The 14593-nt window shown below is 70.4% G+C and carries 14 protein-coding genes; 11 read left to right on the plus strand and 3 right to left on the minus strand.

All coding sequences use genetic code 11. From position 1 onward, the window contains the following. Positions 1-77 precede the first annotated feature (77 nt). The 11 genes from CP974_RS21345 to CP974_RS21395 all read left to right on the plus strand — a co-directional run bounded on the left by CP974_RS21345 (position 78) and on the right by CP974_RS21395 (position 10188). A complete protein-coding gene (locus CP974_RS21345; protein WP_037937723.1) occupies positions 78-1421 on the plus strand; it encodes an MraY family glycosyltransferase in 1344 nt (447 codons plus the stop codon). Positions 1422-1680: 259 nt separating this feature from the next. Continuing rightward, entirely contained in the window at positions 1681-2124 is a 444-nt protein-coding gene (locus tag CP974_RS21350; protein ID WP_031131072.1) for a Cg1360 family ATP-synthase-associated protein, read from the plus strand. Positions 2125-2324: 200 nt separating this feature from the next. Next, complete coding sequence (gene atpB, locus CP974_RS21355) at positions 2325-3155, plus strand: F0F1 ATP synthase subunit A (protein ID WP_031131074.1); 831 nt, start codon at positions 2325-2327, stop codon at positions 3153-3155. Between the two features lie 79 nt (positions 3156-3234). Next, the gene (atpE, locus tag CP974_RS21360; RefSeq protein WP_031131076.1) at positions 3235-3468 is read left to right on the plus strand and encodes an ATP synthase F0 subunit C; all 234 of its coding nucleotides are present in this window, start codon (positions 3235-3237) and stop codon (positions 3466-3468) included. 38 nt (positions 3469-3506) lie between these two features. Beyond that, entirely contained in the window at positions 3507-4043 is a 537-nt protein-coding gene (locus CP974_RS21365; protein WP_031131078.1) for a F0F1 ATP synthase subunit B, read from the plus strand. Continuing rightward, complete coding sequence (locus tag CP974_RS21370; protein WP_031131080.1) at positions 4040-4855, plus strand: F0F1 ATP synthase subunit delta; 816 nt, start codon at positions 4040-4042, stop codon at positions 4853-4855. The genes CP974_RS21365 and CP974_RS21370 overlap by 4 nt, the downstream gene beginning before the upstream one ends. Positions 4856-5021: 166 nt before the next feature. Next, complete coding sequence (gene atpA / locus CP974_RS21375) at positions 5022-6620, plus strand: F0F1 ATP synthase subunit alpha (protein WP_031131082.1); 1599 nt, start codon at positions 5022-5024, stop codon at positions 6618-6620. Positions 6621-6640: 20 nt separating this feature from the next. Next, positions 6641-7558 (plus strand): F0F1 ATP synthase subunit gamma, encoded by a 918-nt coding sequence (locus CP974_RS21380; protein WP_031131084.1) that lies wholly within the window; start codon positions 6641-6643, stop codon positions 7556-7558. Further along, positions 7558-9000, plus strand: a complete 1443-nt coding sequence (gene atpD / locus CP974_RS21385) for a F0F1 ATP synthase subunit beta (protein ID WP_031131086.1) — start codon at positions 7558-7560, stop codon at positions 8998-9000. Before CP974_RS21380 ends, atpD begins: the two co-directional genes overlap by 1 nt. A 213-nt stretch (positions 9001-9213) precedes the next feature. Continuing rightward, the gene (locus tag CP974_RS21390; RefSeq protein WP_031131088.1) at positions 9214-9588 is read left to right on the plus strand and encodes a F0F1 ATP synthase subunit epsilon; all 375 of its coding nucleotides are present in this window, start codon (positions 9214-9216) and stop codon (positions 9586-9588) included. A 153-nt stretch (positions 9589-9741) separates the two neighbouring features. Continuing rightward, complete coding sequence (locus tag CP974_RS21395; protein ID WP_031131090.1) at positions 9742-10188, plus strand: DUF2550 domain-containing protein; 447 nt, start codon at positions 9742-9744, stop codon at positions 10186-10188. Positions 10189-10484: 296 nt separating this feature from the next. Here the strand turns inward: CP974_RS21395 and CP974_RS21400 are convergent, their stop codons facing one another. The 3 genes from CP974_RS21400 to CP974_RS21410 form a co-directional block, all read right to left on the minus strand. Then, positions 10485-12347 (minus strand): glycoside hydrolase family 18 chitinase, encoded by a 1863-nt coding sequence (locus CP974_RS21400; protein WP_031131092.1) that lies wholly within the window; start codon positions 12345-12347, stop codon positions 10485-10487. Positions 12348-12473: 126 nt separating this feature from the next. Then, complete coding sequence (locus tag CP974_RS21405) at positions 12474-13139, minus strand: response regulator (protein WP_031131094.1); 666 nt, start codon at positions 13137-13139, stop codon at positions 12474-12476. A 137-nt stretch (positions 13140-13276) separates the two neighbouring features. Then, entirely contained in the window at positions 13277-14485 is a 1209-nt protein-coding gene (locus tag CP974_RS21410) for a sensor histidine kinase (RefSeq protein ID WP_031131096.1), read from the minus strand. Between the last annotated feature and the right edge of the window lie 108 nt (positions 14486-14593).

The following is a 14593-nucleotide window of genomic DNA, read 5'->3' on the forward strand; positions in this document are numbered from 1 at the left end:
CGGGGTGTCACACACCATGGAGGCCGCGCGACTAGGGTGTGGGGCTGAGATGGCCAGCTATTCCTGTGGGGCAGCCCGTGCGTGATTACCTGCTGACGCTCTGCATCACGGCCGCGGTGACCTATCTGCTCACCGGGCCGGTGCGGAAGTTCGCCATCGCGGCGGGCGCGATGCCCGAGATCCGCGCGCGTGACGTGCACCGAGAACCCACGCCCCGGCTGGGCGGCATCGCCATGTTCTTCGGCCTGTGCGCGGGCCTGCTGGTCGCGGACCACCTGGACAACCTCAACAGCGTCTTCGAGCTGTCCAACGAGCCGCGCGCGCTGCTCTCCGGTGCCGCCCTGATCTGGCTGATCGGCGTCCTGGACGACAAGTTCGAGATCGACGCGCTGATCAAGCTGGGCGCGCAGATGATCGCCGCGGGCGTCATGGTCGTGCAGGGTCTGACGATCCTGTGGCTGCCGATCCCGGGCATCGGCACGGTCGGGCTCACCCAGTGGCAGGGCACGCTGCTCACGGTCGCGCTGGTCGTCCTCACCATCAACGCCGTGAACTTCGTGGACGGCCTCGACGGCCTGGCCGCCGGCATGGTCTGCCTCGCCGCCGCCGCGTTCTTCCTGTACGCGTACCGGATCTGGTTCGGCTACGGGATCGAGGCCGCCGCGCCCGCGACGCTGTTCGCCGCCGTGCTGATGGGCATGTGCCTGGGCTTCCTGCCGCACAACATGCACCCGGCGCGGATCTTCATGGGCGACTCGGGGTCGATGCTGATCGGCCTGGTGCTGGCCGCGTCGGCGATCTCCATCACGGGTCAGGTGGACCCGGACACACTGCTGGTCTTCGAGGGCTCCACCCGCGAGGCGACGCACGCCGCGCTGCCGGTCTTCATGCCGCTGCTGCTGCCGCTGACGATCATCGCGATCCCGATGGCCGACCTGTTCCTGGCCATCGTGCGGCGCACCTGGAACGGCCAGTCGCCGTTCGCCGCCGACCGCGGGCACCTGCACCACCGGCTGCTCGAGATCGGCCACTCGCACAGCCGGGCCGTGTGGATCATGTACTTCTGGTCGTCGCTGATCGCCTTCGGAACCCTGACGTACTCCGTCCACTCGGAGTCCATGTGGATCATCCTGCCGATCGTGGTGCTGAGTGCGGTCGGCCTGGTGCTGCTGCTCCTGCCGCGCTTCCAGCCGCGCGCGCCGCTGTGGGCGCAGTCGTTCGTGCCGCCCCGCTACCGGCGCCGCAGGCGGACCGGCGAGGAGGGCGAGCCCGTCCCGGGGGAGCCGTCGCGGGAGGGGCCGGGCGCCGCCCCGGAGGAGCCCGCCGACTCCGTGCGGGTGCCGGAGGGGATCAACGGCGCGACCGCCGTGGGGCACCGCTCGCGGCTGCCCGAGCGGGGTAAAGTCGGTTCACCGCGTTGACGGACCGCCGCAATGGCCCCGTTACCAGACAAAGCTCCCTGGCGAGATGCACACTCGCGCGCTATCCCTCTCATGTGTGAGTGTTGGCACACTTTCGGGTAAAGACCTCGCCAAATAGTTTGTGATAGCGTTCACGAGGCCCGGCGATAGTGGGCGGTCGTTGTGCGAAGGCCCACGGCTCCGACGACCGGCTTCTGCCGTGCCTGGCTCTGTCCATGACGACACCCCCTGCTTGCCCCCCAGTAGCGGAGACGCCGCCATGCCCTCTAGCGCCACCCGCGCTCTTCTTCCGATGGTCGTGCCCACGGCCGCCGTCGGCGTGCTCGCCGCTGCCGTGAGCGCCGTGACCGCAGGTGCGAAGGGGGCGATCGGGTCCGTCCTGGGCGTCCTGGTCGTGCTGGTCTTCATGGCGGCGGGGCAGCTGGCCCTCCAGTACGTCGCCAAGGCGATGCCCCAGCTCTTCCAGGGCATGGGGCTCATGATCTACTCCGTGCAGCTGGTGCTGCTGCTCGTGTTCGTCATGGCCGTGCGGGACACCACGGCCTTCGACCTCCAGGCCATGGCGTTCACGCTGGTGGCCGCCGTCGTCGTCTGGATCGCCGCGCAGGCGCGGGCCGGCCTGAAGGCGCGGACCCCGTACGTCGAGCCGGCCCTGGAGACCCCGCACCAGCCGCAGGGTGCCGAGGTGCCCCATGAGAAGTAGGGGCGGTATAAGCGTCCGTGCGAAGGGCTGCTATCGTCCGGTTCAAACTGCGGCACTGAGGGTGAGGGCAGGAGCGCTGTCGTCGACCCCGACGCGAGGCTTCACGCCTGTCCGCCGCCACCACCCCCGTAAGACAAGTCCGGTGCCGACCTGCGGCTGCCTGCCGCTCCGATACAACGAGGTTGCCGTAACCATGCGCCATGCAGAAGGAGCTCTTGGTGACTGCTGACGCCCAGACGCTCGCGTTCGAGGTCGACTGCCATCTGTTCGAGGGATGCGGCTTCCCCGCCCCCTCCGTGTGGTCGTTCATCTTCGACCCGATCTTCGTGGTCGGGCCCGTCGAGTTCAACAAGCCGATGCTGCTGGCGATCATCGGGACCTTCGCCATCATCGCGTTCTTCTGGGCCGCCTTCGCCAAGGCCAAGGTGGTTCCCGGCAAGTTCCAGATGGTCGCCGAGGCGCTCTACGAGTTCGTCCGCCAGGGCGTGGCCCGCGAGGTCATCGGCAAGAAGGGCGAGCCCTTCGTACCGCTCCTCGTGTCGCTGTTCTTCTTCGTGTGGATGCTGAACCTCTGGGCCCTGATCCCGCTGGCGCAGTTCCCGGTCAGCTCCGTCATCGCCTACCCGGTCGGCCTGGCCCTCCTGGTGTGGGTCACCTACATGACGGTCACCTTCCGGAGCAACGGCTTCGTCGGCGGCATCCGCAACCTCTGCGTGCCGAGCGGCCTGCCCAAGCCGATCTACGTGCTGCTGACGCCGCTCGAGTTCGTGTCCAACGTCTTCGTACGCCCCTTCACCCTGGCCGTACGACTCTTCGCGAACATGTTCGCGGGACACATCCTGATCCTGATCTTCACCATCGCCACGTGGTACATGCTCGGCACGTTCCTGGGCACGGTCTACGCCTCGGCGTCCTTCCTGATGACGCTCGTCCTCACGGTCTTCGAGCTCTTCATCCAGGCGCTCCAGGCGTACGTGTTCACCGTCCTGACCGCCACGTACCTCTCGCAGGCGCTCGAAGAAGCGCACTGACGAAACAGCCACCCCGGCTGCCCCCAAGACGTCCGGTGGACCACCAGCCACCGGCCCACCAAGAGAAGGAACCACGGACATGTCTGCTCTCGAGACCCTCGCGGCTGTCAACGGCAACGTCGGCACCATCGGTTACGGCCTCGCCGCGATCGGCCCGGGTATCGGTATCGGCATCATCTTCGGCAACGGTGTGCAGGCCATCGCCCGCCAGCCCGAGGCCGCCGGCCTCATCCGCCAGAACATGCTGCTCGGCTTCGCCGTCGTCGAGGCCCTCGCGCTCATCGGCTTCGTCGTTCCGTTCATCGTCAAGTAACGGTCCGTTCGTAGCCGCATTCGACGGAAAGGTCCATCATGTTGCATCTGGCAGCTGAAGAGCCGCAGATGCCGCTGCTCCCGGTCTGGCCCGAGATCGTCATCGGCCTGATCGCCTTCGGCATCGTCTTCGTCATCTTCGCCAAGAAGCTCCTTCCGACGATCAACAAGGCTCTGGAAGAGCGCCGTGAGGCCATCGAAGGCCGCATGGAGCAGGCTGAGGCGGCCCAGGTCGAGGCCCAGAGTGTTCTGGAGCAGTACCGGGCGCAGCTCGACGAGGCCCGGCACGAGGCCGCGCGACTGCGCCAGGAGGCCCAGGAGCAGGGCGCCACGATCATCGCCGAGATGAGGGCGGAAGGCCAGCGCCAGCGCGACGAGATCATCGCCACGGGCCAGGCCCAGATCGAGCGCGAGCGCGCCGCGGCCGCCGCAGCCCTGCGGCAGGACGTCGGCAAGCTCGCCACCGACCTGGCCGGCAAGCTGGTCGGCGAGTCCCTCGAGGACACCGCCCGCCAGAGCCGCACCATCGACCGCTTCCTCGACGAGCTCGAGGAGAAGGCCGAGGCGTCCCGATGAACGGAGCGAGCCGCGAGGCACTGGCTGCCGCGCGCGAGCGTCTCGACGCGCTGACCGACAACACGTCGGTCGACGCCGGGAGGCTCGCCGAGGAGCTGGCCGCCGTCACCGCGCTGCTCGACCGCGAGGTGTCGCTGCGCCGGGTCCTCACCGACCCGGCGCAGGCCGGCGAGGCCAAGGCCGACCTGGCCGCGCGACTGCTGAGCGGTCAGGTGGGCGGGGAGACCGTCGACCTGGTCTCCGGCATGGTCCGCTCCCGCTGGTCCGCGTCGCGCGACCTGGTCGACGCGCTCGAGGAGCTGGCGGACACCGCGGACCTCACGGCCGCCCAGCGGGCCGGCGTCCTCGACGACGTCGAGGACGAGCTGTTCCGGTTCGGCCGCATCGCTGCCTCCAGCCCCGAGCTGCGGGCCGCGCTGTCCGACCGGGCCGCCACGGCCACCGCCAAGGGCGAGCTGCTGCGCCGCCTCCTGGGCGGCCGGGCGCACGCGGTCACCGAGCGGCTGATCATCCGCCTCGTCACCCGGCCGCGGGGACGTAGCCTGGAGGGGGGACTCGAGTCCCTGTCCAAGCTCGCCGCGGCGCGCCGGGACCGCATGGTCGCGGTGGTCACCTCGGCGGTACCGCTCACGGACCAGCAGAAGCGGCGCCTCGGCGCGGCGCTGGCCCGGATGTACGGCCGTGAGATGCACCTGAACCTGGACGTGGACCCCACGGTCCTCGGCGGGATCTCGGTGCGGATCGGTGACGAGGTCGTCGACGGCACGATCGCCACCCGCCTCGACGAGGCGTCGCGGCGACTGGCCGACTGACCCGCGGACCAGGTCACCACAGCAAGCAAAGCGTTACCTACGGCCCGGTTGGGCCGTGCACAGGATGCAGAAGTTCTGGGGGCCCGCGGCGTCAGCCGCACCGGGCAGCACAGCCCCAGACCCCCCAAAGCAACTTCGGGCCCAACAAGGAGAGCAGGGAACCCAGATGGCGGAGCTCACGATCCGGCCGGAGGAGATCCGGGACGCGCTGGAGAACTTTGTCCAGTCGTACAAGCCGGACGCGGCCTCGCGCGAGGAGGTCGGTACGGTCAGCCTTGCCGGCGACGGCATCGCGAAGGTGGAGGGTCTTCCCTCGACCATGGCCAACGAGCTGCTGAAGTTCGAGGACGGCACCCTCGGCCTCGCCCTCAACCTCGAGGAGCGCGAGATCGGTGCCATTGTCCTCGGTGAGTTCAGCGGCATCGAGGAGGGCCAGTCGGTCCAGCGCACCGGCGAGGTCCTGTCCGTCGCCGTCGGCGAGGGCTACCTGGGTCGCGTCGTCGACCCGCTCGGCAACCCGATCGACGGCCTCGGCGAGATCGAGACGTCGGGCCGTCGCGCCCTCGAGCTGCAGGCCCCCACGGTCATGCAGCGCAAGTCGGTGCACGAGCCGATGGAGACGGGCTACAAGGCCGTCGACGCGATGACCCCGATCGGCCGCGGTCAGCGTCAGCTGATCATCGGCGACCGCCAGACGGGCAAGACCGCCCTGGCCGTCGACACGATCATCAACCAGCGTGACAACTGGCGCACCGGCGACCCGAAGAAGCAGGTCCGCTGCATCTACGTCGCCATCGGCCAGAAGGGCTCCACCATCGCGTCCGTCCGCGGCGCGCTGGAGGAGGCCGGCGCCCTGGAGTACACGACCATCGTCGCCGCCCCGGCGTCCGACCCGGCCGGCTTCAAGTACCTGGCGCCCTACACCGGCTCCGCCATCGGTCAGCAGTGGATGTACGAGGGCAAGCACGTCCTCATCGTCTTCGACGACCTGTCGAAGCAGGCCGACGCCTACCGCGCCGTGTCGCTGCTGCTGCGCCGCCCGCCGGGCCGCGAGGCCTACCCGGGCGACGTCTTCTACCTGCACTCCCGCCTGCTGGAGCGCTGCGCCAAGCTCTCCGACGAGATGGGCGCCGGCTCCATGACCGGCCTCCCGATCGTCGAGACCAAGGCCAACGACGTCTCGGCGTTCATCCCGACGAACGTCATCTCCATCACCGACGGCCAGTGCTTCCTGGAGTCCGACCTGTTCAACGCCGGTCAGCGCCCGGCCCTGAACGTCGGTATCTCCGTGTCGCGCGTCGGTGGCTCCGCCCAGCACAAGGCCATGAAGCAGGTCTCCGGCCGGCTCCGTGTCGACCTGGCCCAGTTCCGCGAGCTGGAGGCGTTCGCCGCCTTCGGTTCCGACCTGGACGCCGCGTCGAAGGCCGCCCTGGAGCGCGGCAAGCGCATGGTCGAGCTGCTGAAGCAGCCGCAGTACCAGCCGATGTCGACCGAGAACCAGGTCGTCTCCGTCTGGGCCGGCACCACCGGCAGGATGGACGACGTCCCGGTCCAGGACATCCGCCGCTTCGAGACGGAGCTGCTGGACTACCTGCACCGCGAGCACAAGTCGCTCATGACGTCGATCCGCGAGGGCGGCAAGATGTCGGACGACACGCTCGAGAAGGTCGCGGAGTGCATCGTGGACTTCAAGAAGCAGTTCGAGACCTTCGACGGCAAGCTGCTCGGCGAGGACGCCCCGGCCGCCGTCAACGTCTCCAAGTGACGACGGAAGGGACCTGATCCATGGGAGCGCAGCTCCGGGTCTACAAGCGTCGCATCCGGTCGATCACCGCGACGAAGAAGATCACCAAGGCGATGGAGATGATCTCCGCCTCGCGCATCGTCAAGGCGCAGCGCAAGGTGGCGGCCTCCACGCCGTACGCGACCGAGCTCACCCGCGCGGTCACGGCGGTGGCGACCGGATCGAAGACCGACCACCCGCTCACCACGGAGGCGCAGTCCCCGACCCGTGCCGCGGTCCTGCTCGTCACGAGCGACCGCGGTCTGGCCGGCGGCTACTCCGCCAACGCCATCAAGCAGGCCGACCGGCTCTCCGAGCGGCTGCGCGGCGAGGGCAAGGAGGTCGACACGTACATCGTCGGCCGCAAGGGTGTCGCCTACTACGGGTTCCGCGAGCGCAAGGTCGCGGACTCGTGGACCGGCTTCTCCGACAACCCGACCTACGCGGACGCCAAGCAGGTGGCCGCCCCGCTGATCGCGGCCGTCCAGCAGGACACCGCGGACGGCGGTGTGGACGAGCTGCACATCGTCTTCACGGAGTTCGTGTCGATGATGACGCAGACCCCGGTGGACAACCGGATGCTGCCGCTCAGCCTCGCCGAGGCCGAGGAGGAGACGGGGACGAAGGGCGAGCTCCTTCCCCTGTTCGACTTCGAGCCGTCGGCGGAGGACGTCCTCGACGCCCTCCTGCCGCGCTACGTCGAGAGCCGTGTCTACAACGCCCTGCTGCAGGCCGCCGCCTCCGAGCACGCGGCCCGCCGCCGGGCGATGAAGTCGGCCACCGACAACGCGGGAGAGCTGATCAACACGCTCTCGCGCCTTGCCAACGCGGCCCGCCAGGCCGAAATCACCCAGGAAATCAGCGAGATCGTCGGAGGCGCCAGCGCCCTGGCCGACGCGACCGCGGGGAGTGACAAGTAATGACGACCTCTGTTGAGACGGCCACGGCGACTGGCCGCGTCGCCCGGGTCATCGGCCCGGTCGTCGACGTGGAGTTCCCCGTCGACGCGATGCCGGAGATCTACAACGCGCTGACGGTCGAGGTCGACGACCCGGCCGAGGAGGGCAAGCGCAAGACGCTGACGCTCGAGGTGGCGCAGCACCTCGGCGACGGCATCATCCGCGCCATCTCCATGCAGCCCACCGACGGCCTGGTCCGCCAGGCCCCGGTGACCGACACGGGCAAGGGCATCACCGTCCCGGTCGGCGACTTCACCAAGGGCAAGGTGTTCAACACCCTCGGCGAGGTGCTGAACGTGCCCGAGGCGAACGCCGAGGTCACCGAGCGCTGGCCGATCCACCGCACCGCCCCGGCCTTCGACCAGCTCGAGTCGAAGACCGAGATGTTCGAGACCGGTCTGAAGGTCGTCGACCTTCTCACCCCGTACGTCAAGGGTGGAAAGATCGGTCTGTTCGGTGGCGCCGGTGTCGGCAAGACCGTGCTGATCCAGGAAATGATCATGCGTGTCGCCAACCTCCACGAGGGCGTCTCCGTCTTCGCGGGCGTCGGCGAGCGCACCCGTGAGGGCAACGACCTGATCGCGGAGATGGAGGAGTCCGGCGTCCTGGACAAGACCGCCCTGGTCTTCGGCCAGATGGACGAGCCCCCGGGCACCCGTCTGCGCGTCGCCCTGGCCGGTCTGACGATGGCGGAGTACTTCCGCGACGTCCAGAAGCAGGACGTGCTCTTCTTCATCGACAACATCTTCCGGTTCACCCAGGCCGGTTCCGAGGTGTCCACCCTGCTCGGCCGCATGCCGTCCGCGGTGGGCTACCAGCCGAACCTGGCCGACGAGATGGGCCTCCTCCAGGAGCGCATCACGTCGACCCGCGGTCACTCGATCACCTCGATGCAGGCGATCTACGTCCCCGCCGACGACCTGACCGACCCGGCGCCGGCCACCACCTTCGCCCACCTCGACGCGACGACGGTTCTCTCCCGTCCGATCTCCGAGAAGGGCATCTACCCGGCCGTGGACCCGCTGGACTCCACGTCCCGGATCCTGGACCCGCGCTACATCGCGCAGGACCACTACGACACCGCCATGCGGGTCAAGGGCATCCTGCAGAAGTACAAGGACCTCCAGGACATCATCGCGATCCTCGGTATCGACGAGCTGGGCGAAGAGGACAAGCTGGTCGTCCACCGCGCCCGTCGCGTCGAGCGCTTCCTGTCCCAGAACACCCACGCGGCGAAGCAGTTCACCGGCGTGGACGGTTCGGACGTGCCGCTCGACGAGTCGATCGCCGCGTTCAACGCGATCTGCGACGGTGAGTACGACCACTTCCCCGAGCAGGCCTTCTTCATGTGCGGTGGGCTCGAGGACCTCAAGAAGAACGCCAAGGACCTGGGCGTCTCCTGAGGTCGGTGCGGTGCGAGGGGGCGGGCGCGTCCCGCCCCCTCGCACCGCACGCCCCTGACGGGAGGACCCCTCCCGGACCCCGGCCGCCCCGGCGGCCGGCCACCGGCCCGCCCGGCCGGTGCGGGTCATCGGCGCTCCGGCGCCGGCGGCCCTACTAGACTTATGACCCAACACCCGGCAAGACCCGCCGGGTGGTGACCCGAGGAGCCACCCTTGGCCGCTGAGCTGCACGTCGAGCTGGTCGCCGCGGACCGGAGTGTCTGGTCCGGCGAGGCCACCATGGTCATCGCGCGCACCACCTCCGGCGACATCGGCGTCATGCCCGGCCACCAGCCGCTGCTGGGTGTGCTGGAGTCGGGCCCGGTGACCATCCGCACCAGCGAGGGGAGCACCGTCGTCGCCGCCGTGCACGGCGGCTTCCTCTCCTTCGCGGACAACAAGCTGTCGCTGCTCGCGGAGATCGCCGAGCTTGCGGAAGAGATCGACACCCAGCGCGCCGAGCGCGCGCTGGAGCGTGCGAAGTCGGAGTCGGACGCCGCCGCCGAGCGGCGCGCCGAGGTCCGGCTGCGTGCGGTGGCGGCGCACTAGCGCTCCGCCGCTGATCACCTTGCCGGGCGCCCCCAGGGGCGGCCCGGCCCCTCAGCCGCGGCTCGATCCGGACACTCCGGACCGGGCCGCGGCTGAGGCGATGCAGATGCAGGTCGTATTCGGTAACAGGACGAGGCGAGGAGGTCGGTGGAGATGTTCCTCGCTCTGCTGTTGAGCGCACTGGTCGTCGCACTGGTGGTGATCGGGCTCTTCGTCTTCGGCCTGCGCCGGCGGCTGATCCAGCGGTCGGGCGGCACCTTCGACTGCAGTCTGCGCTGGAACGTCCCCGAGGAGGACGACACCTCCGGCAAGGGCTGGGTGTACGGGGTGGCCCGGTACAGCGGCGACCAGGTCGGCTGGTTCCGCGTCTTCTCGTACGCGCCCCGGCCGCGCCGCGTCCTGGAGCGCGCCTCCATCGAGGTCCTGGACCGCCGTATGCCGGAGGGCGAGGAGGAGCTGGCGCTGCTGTCGGACTCCGTCGTGCTCGGCTGCCTCCACCGGGGGACGCGCCTGGAGCTCGCCATGAGCGAGGACGCCCTGACCGGGTTCCTCGCCTGGCTGGAGGCCGCGCCCCCCGGCCAACGGGTGAACGTGGCGTAGTTCTTCCCTGCCCGTTGGTGGGGGTGCCCCCGGACGGAGTCTGGGGGAGGGTGAACGTGGCGTGGTTCTTCCCTGCCCGTTGGTGGGGGCGGGGAGTGCGGCGTGGTGCTTCCCTGCCGGTGGCGGGGGCCCTCCGACGCGGCGGGGGACGGTGGGCGTCGTCGCCCGGTCCCTCCCGCCCCGGGGCGGGAGAGTGAGCGCCGCGTAGGTCCCGCGTCCCGCGTCCCGCGTACACGGATCGAGCCGCACCGTTTCCGGTGCGGCTCGATCATTTCGCGGGGGGTGGTGCGAGGGGGTTACTGGAGGCCGGAGTGGACGGCCGTGGCCAGCTCACCGTTGGCGGTGTCGCCGCTGAACTCCCAGTAGAAGGCGCCGCCCAGGCCCTGGCCCTTGGCCCAGGCCATCTTGGACTGGACCGTCGCCGGGGTGTCGTAGCTCCACCAGTTGGTGCCGCAGTGGGCGTACGCGGTGCCCGCCACGGTGCCGTTCGCCGGGCAGGTGTTCTTGAGGACCTTGTAGTCCTCGATGCCCTGCTCGTACGTGCCGCCCGCCGGGCCCGTCGCGGTGCCGCCCGGCTCCTTCTGGGTGACGCCGGTCCAGCCGCGCCCGTAGAAGCCGATGCCGAGCAGCAGCTTCTTGGCGGGCACGCCCTTCGCCTTCAGCTTGGCGATCGCCTCGGCGGAGGTGAAGCCGGACTGCGGGATGCCCGGGTAGGTGGTCAGCGGGGAGTGCGGGGCCGTCGGGCCCTTCGCCGCCCAGGCGCCGAAGAAGTCGTACGTCATCACGTTGTACCAGTCGACGTACTGCGCGGCCGGGCCGTAGTCGGCGGCGTCGATCTTGCCGCCGGCCGAGGCGTCGGCGGTGATCGCCGCGGTGACCAGGTTGTTCGCACCGAACTTGGCGCGCATCGACTTCATCATCTTGGACATGGCGGTCTGGCCGCTGGCGTCGCAGGTCAGGCCGCAGGCGTTCGGGTACTCCCAGTCCAGGTCGATGCCGTCGAAGACGTCGGCCCAGCGCGGGTCCTCCACCAGGTCGTAGCAGGACTGGGCGAAGGCGTCCGGGTTCTGGATCGCCTGGCCGAAGCCGCCGGACCAGGTCCAGCCGCCGAACGACCACAGCACCTTGATGTGCGGGTACTGGGCCTTCAGCTTGCGGAGCTGGTTGAAGTTGCCGCGCAGCGGCTGGTCCCAGGTGTCGGCCTTGCCGTCGACGGACTGGTCGGCGGTGTACGCCTTGTCGTAGTCCGCGTAGGCGTCACCGATGGTGCACTTGCCGCCCTGGACGTTGCCGAACGCGTAGTTGATGTGGGTGATCTTGTTGACCGTGCCCGACGTCACCAGGTTCTTGACGTGGTAGTTGCGGCCGTAGACGCCCCAGTTGGTGAAGTAGCCCATCTTGACGGTGGACGACGGGCCGGGGCCGGGGCCCCCGTCGCCACCGGTCGTGCGGACCGCGACGGAGCCGCTGGCCGGGCCGGTCTGGTCGGCCGTGTCACGGGCCTGGACGCTGTAGGAGTAGTCGGTGCCGGCGGTCAGCCCGCTGTCGGCGTACGTCGTGCCGGTGACGGTCGCGACCTTGGCGCCGTCGCGCAGGACGTCGTAGTTCTTGACGCCCTTGTCGTCGGTGGCCGCGGACCAGCTCAGCTTCACCGAGGTGTCGGTGACGTCCGAGGCGGTCGGGGTGCCGGGCGCCGACGGCGGGTTGTCGCCGGGCTGGCCGGGGCCGCCGTCGCAGGACTCGCCGTTCAGTTTGCAGCCGGTGGGGGAGCCGGTGCCGGTGCCGTTGAACCCGAAGGTGACCGACGCCCCGGGGGCGAGGCTGCCGTTCCAGGACAGGTTCTTGGCGGTCCAGTGGTTGCCGCTGCCGGTGACGGTGGCGTCCCAGGCGGAGCCGACCGACGTGCCGGAGGGGAAGTCCCACTCGACGGTCCAGGAGTTGAGGGCGGTGGTGCCGGTGTTCTTCACCGTCCACTTGCCCTCGAAACCGCCGCCCCAGTCCGAGACCTTGGTGTAGGTGGCGGTCGCCGAGGCGGCTGCCTGGGCGGGGGTTGCGAGGCCGACCATGGCGGCCAGGGGAAGCAGCAGTGCGGTGGCTCCGGCCGTGGCTCTGGCCAGGAGTCCCGTCCTGCGCGGTGGTGCTTGAGTGCTCGTACTCAACGGTGCTCCTCAAGGTGCGGACGGACATGGTGGGGGTCCGTGTGTCCGTGAATGGTGCGCGCCGTGAGCGTAGGAAGGTCTGGACCAATCGTCAATAGGTCCAGACCACTGTGAGGGGGCGTCGACTCACACACCCAACTCGCGCGCGAGGACCGCCGCTTGCACCCGGCTGCGCAGCCCGAGCTTGCCCAGAACCCTGCTGACGTGCGTCTTCACCGTCGCCTCCGCCATGTCGAGGCGCACGGCGACCTCGGCGTTCGACAGCCCCTCCCCGAGACATGACAAAACTTCGCGCTCCCGCCGGGTGAGCGGCGCCAGGACGCCCGGATCGGGCGCCGTGCCCGCCTGCGCCGCGCCCCGCGCCGGGCGGCCCGGCCGGGGGGCCGCGAACTCGGCGATGAGGCGCCGGGTGACCGCCGGGGCGATCAGGCCCTCACCGCGCGCCACCGTCCGCACGGCCTCGATCAGGTCCCGCGCCTCGGTGTTCTTCAGCAGGAAGCCGGCGGCGCCCGCCCGCAGCGCCCCGAAGACGTACGCGTCCAGGTCGAAGGTGGTCAGGACCAGCACGTCGGCCAGGTCCTCGGCCACCACCCGCCGGGTCGCCTCCACCCCGTCCATGACCGGCATCTGAATGTCCATCAGGACCAGGTCGGGGCGCAGCGCGCGGGCCATCCGCACGGCCGTCTCGCCGTCGCCGGCCTCGCCGACGACCTCGATGTCCGGGGCGCTGCGCAGGATGAGGACGAGCCCGGCCCGTACGGCCTTCTGGTCCTCCGCGACCAGCACGCGCACGGCGGCGCCGCCCGTACGGGTGCCCGTACCGCCGTCCGTACCGGGTCCGGCCGCCGTACCGGGTCCGGCCCCCGTGCCGGGTCCCGCTTCCGCTCCCGCTCCCGGTCCGCTTCGGGTCCCGGCTTCCGTATCCCTGTTCACGGACTCGGCTCCTTGTCGTCCTTCGCCACGGGCAGTACCGCCCGCACCCGCCATGTCTCCCGCCCCGCCGCCCCGCCCACGGGGCCCGCCTCGAACTCCCCGCCCAGCAGCGCCACCCGCTCCCGCATCCCCACCAGCCCCGCCCCCGAACCGGGCGCGCGCGGCCCCGCCGCGGCCCTGCGGCCGTACGGGCTCGTCACGGTCACCTCCAGCGCGTGGTCGGCCCGCTCCACCGCGACGGCCACCTCCCCCGTGTCGGCGTGCTTCAGCGCGTTCGTCAGCGACTCCTGCACGATCCGGTACGCCGCCAGCTCCACCGGCGCCGGAAGGCCCTCCTCCTGCGGCGGGGCGGTCAGCGTGAACTCCAGCCCGCTGGCCGCGCCGTTCGCCGCCGCCTGCCGTACGAGGGCGGCCAGCCCGGCCAGCGTCGGCGCGGGCGCCGGTTCCTCGCTGTCGCCGCCGTCCCGGAGCAGCGAGATCAGGCGCCGCATCTCGGCCAGGCCCTCGACGCTGTTCTCCCGGATCACCCCCAGCGCCTCCCGGCTCGTGTCCGCGTCGTCCAGGGAGAGTGCGGCGGTCGAGTGGATGGCGATGGCGGACAGGTGCCCGGCCACCATGTCGTGGAGCTCGCGTGCCATCCGGGACCGCTCCGCGACCACCGCCTCCCGCCGGTCCATCTCGGCCAGCAGCGCCGTCTGCTCGGCCCGCAGCCGGGCCGCGTCGGCGGCCTGCCGGTGGTTGCGCACCACCGCGCCGGTCGTGGCCGGCACGAAGGACACCATGCCGGTGAGGACGCCGAGCAGCAGCGCCCACGGCTCCTGGTACCAGGCCAGCGCCCCGACCGAGACGGCGACGGTGACCAGGCCGGTGACCACCGGCAGCCGCCGGGCGGAGGCGGGGGCGCCGTACACCACCGCGGCGTACACCAGGTCCGTGAACATCAGGATCGTCGCGATGTTGCCGCGCGTGAACTGGTCCGCGACCACCGCGACCGTCCCGGCCAGCAGCGCCGTGCGCGGCATGGTGCGCCGTAGGAACTCCAGCGACGCCATGGCGCACAGGGGCAGCAGCACCGCCCACGAGGAGTCGACGACCGCGTGGTGCGGCCCCTGGTTGAAGACGCCGAGCGACCAGAGCAGCAGCCCGCCGGCGAGGCCGGTCGAGGCCAGGAACACGTCGTCGCGGTGGAGGCGGGGGAGGGGCACGGACCCATCCAACACGGCCCGGCGCCGCCATCGCCTCACCGCCGGGGCCGAACGCGACTACATCGAAGGATGCAGCGCGGATTCGTCATCGGCGACGACGCCCGCGGC

This window comes from Streptomyces fradiae ATCC 10745 = DSM 40063, assembly GCF_008704425.1.
In the GTDB taxonomy this organism is placed as follows: domain Bacteria; phylum Actinomycetota; class Actinomycetes; order Streptomycetales; family Streptomycetaceae; genus Streptomyces; species Streptomyces fradiae.

What these genes read in the sequence shown, in the direction of transcription:
- CP974_RS21350 (WP_031131072.1), top strand. Translation starts at nt 1,681, where the DNA reads ATGCCCTCTAGCGCCACCCGCGCTCTTCTTCCGATGGTCGTGCCCACG.
- atpB (WP_031131074.1), top strand. Translation starts at nt 2,325, where the DNA reads ATGCAGAAGGAGCTCTTGGTGACTGCTGACGCCCAGACGCTCGCGTTC.
- atpE (WP_031131076.1), top strand. Translation starts at nt 3,235, where the DNA reads ATGTCTGCTCTCGAGACCCTCGCGGCTGTCAACGGCAACGTCGGCACC.
- CP974_RS21365 (WP_031131078.1), top strand. Translation starts at nt 3,507, where the DNA reads ATGTTGCATCTGGCAGCTGAAGAGCCGCAGATGCCGCTGCTCCCGGTC.
- CP974_RS21370 (WP_031131080.1), top strand. Translation starts at nt 4,040, where the DNA reads ATGAACGGAGCGAGCCGCGAGGCACTGGCTGCCGCGCGCGAGCGTCTC.
- atpA (WP_031131082.1), top strand. Translation starts at nt 5,022, where the DNA reads ATGGCGGAGCTCACGATCCGGCCGGAGGAGATCCGGGACGCGCTGGAG.
- CP974_RS21380 (WP_031131084.1), top strand. Translation starts at nt 6,641, where the DNA reads ATGGGAGCGCAGCTCCGGGTCTACAAGCGTCGCATCCGGTCGATCACC.
- atpD (WP_031131086.1), top strand. Translation starts at nt 7,558, where the DNA reads ATGACGACCTCTGTTGAGACGGCCACGGCGACTGGCCGCGTCGCCCGG.
- CP974_RS21395 (WP_031131090.1), top strand. Translation starts at nt 9,742, where the DNA reads ATGTTCCTCGCTCTGCTGTTGAGCGCACTGGTCGTCGCACTGGTGGTG.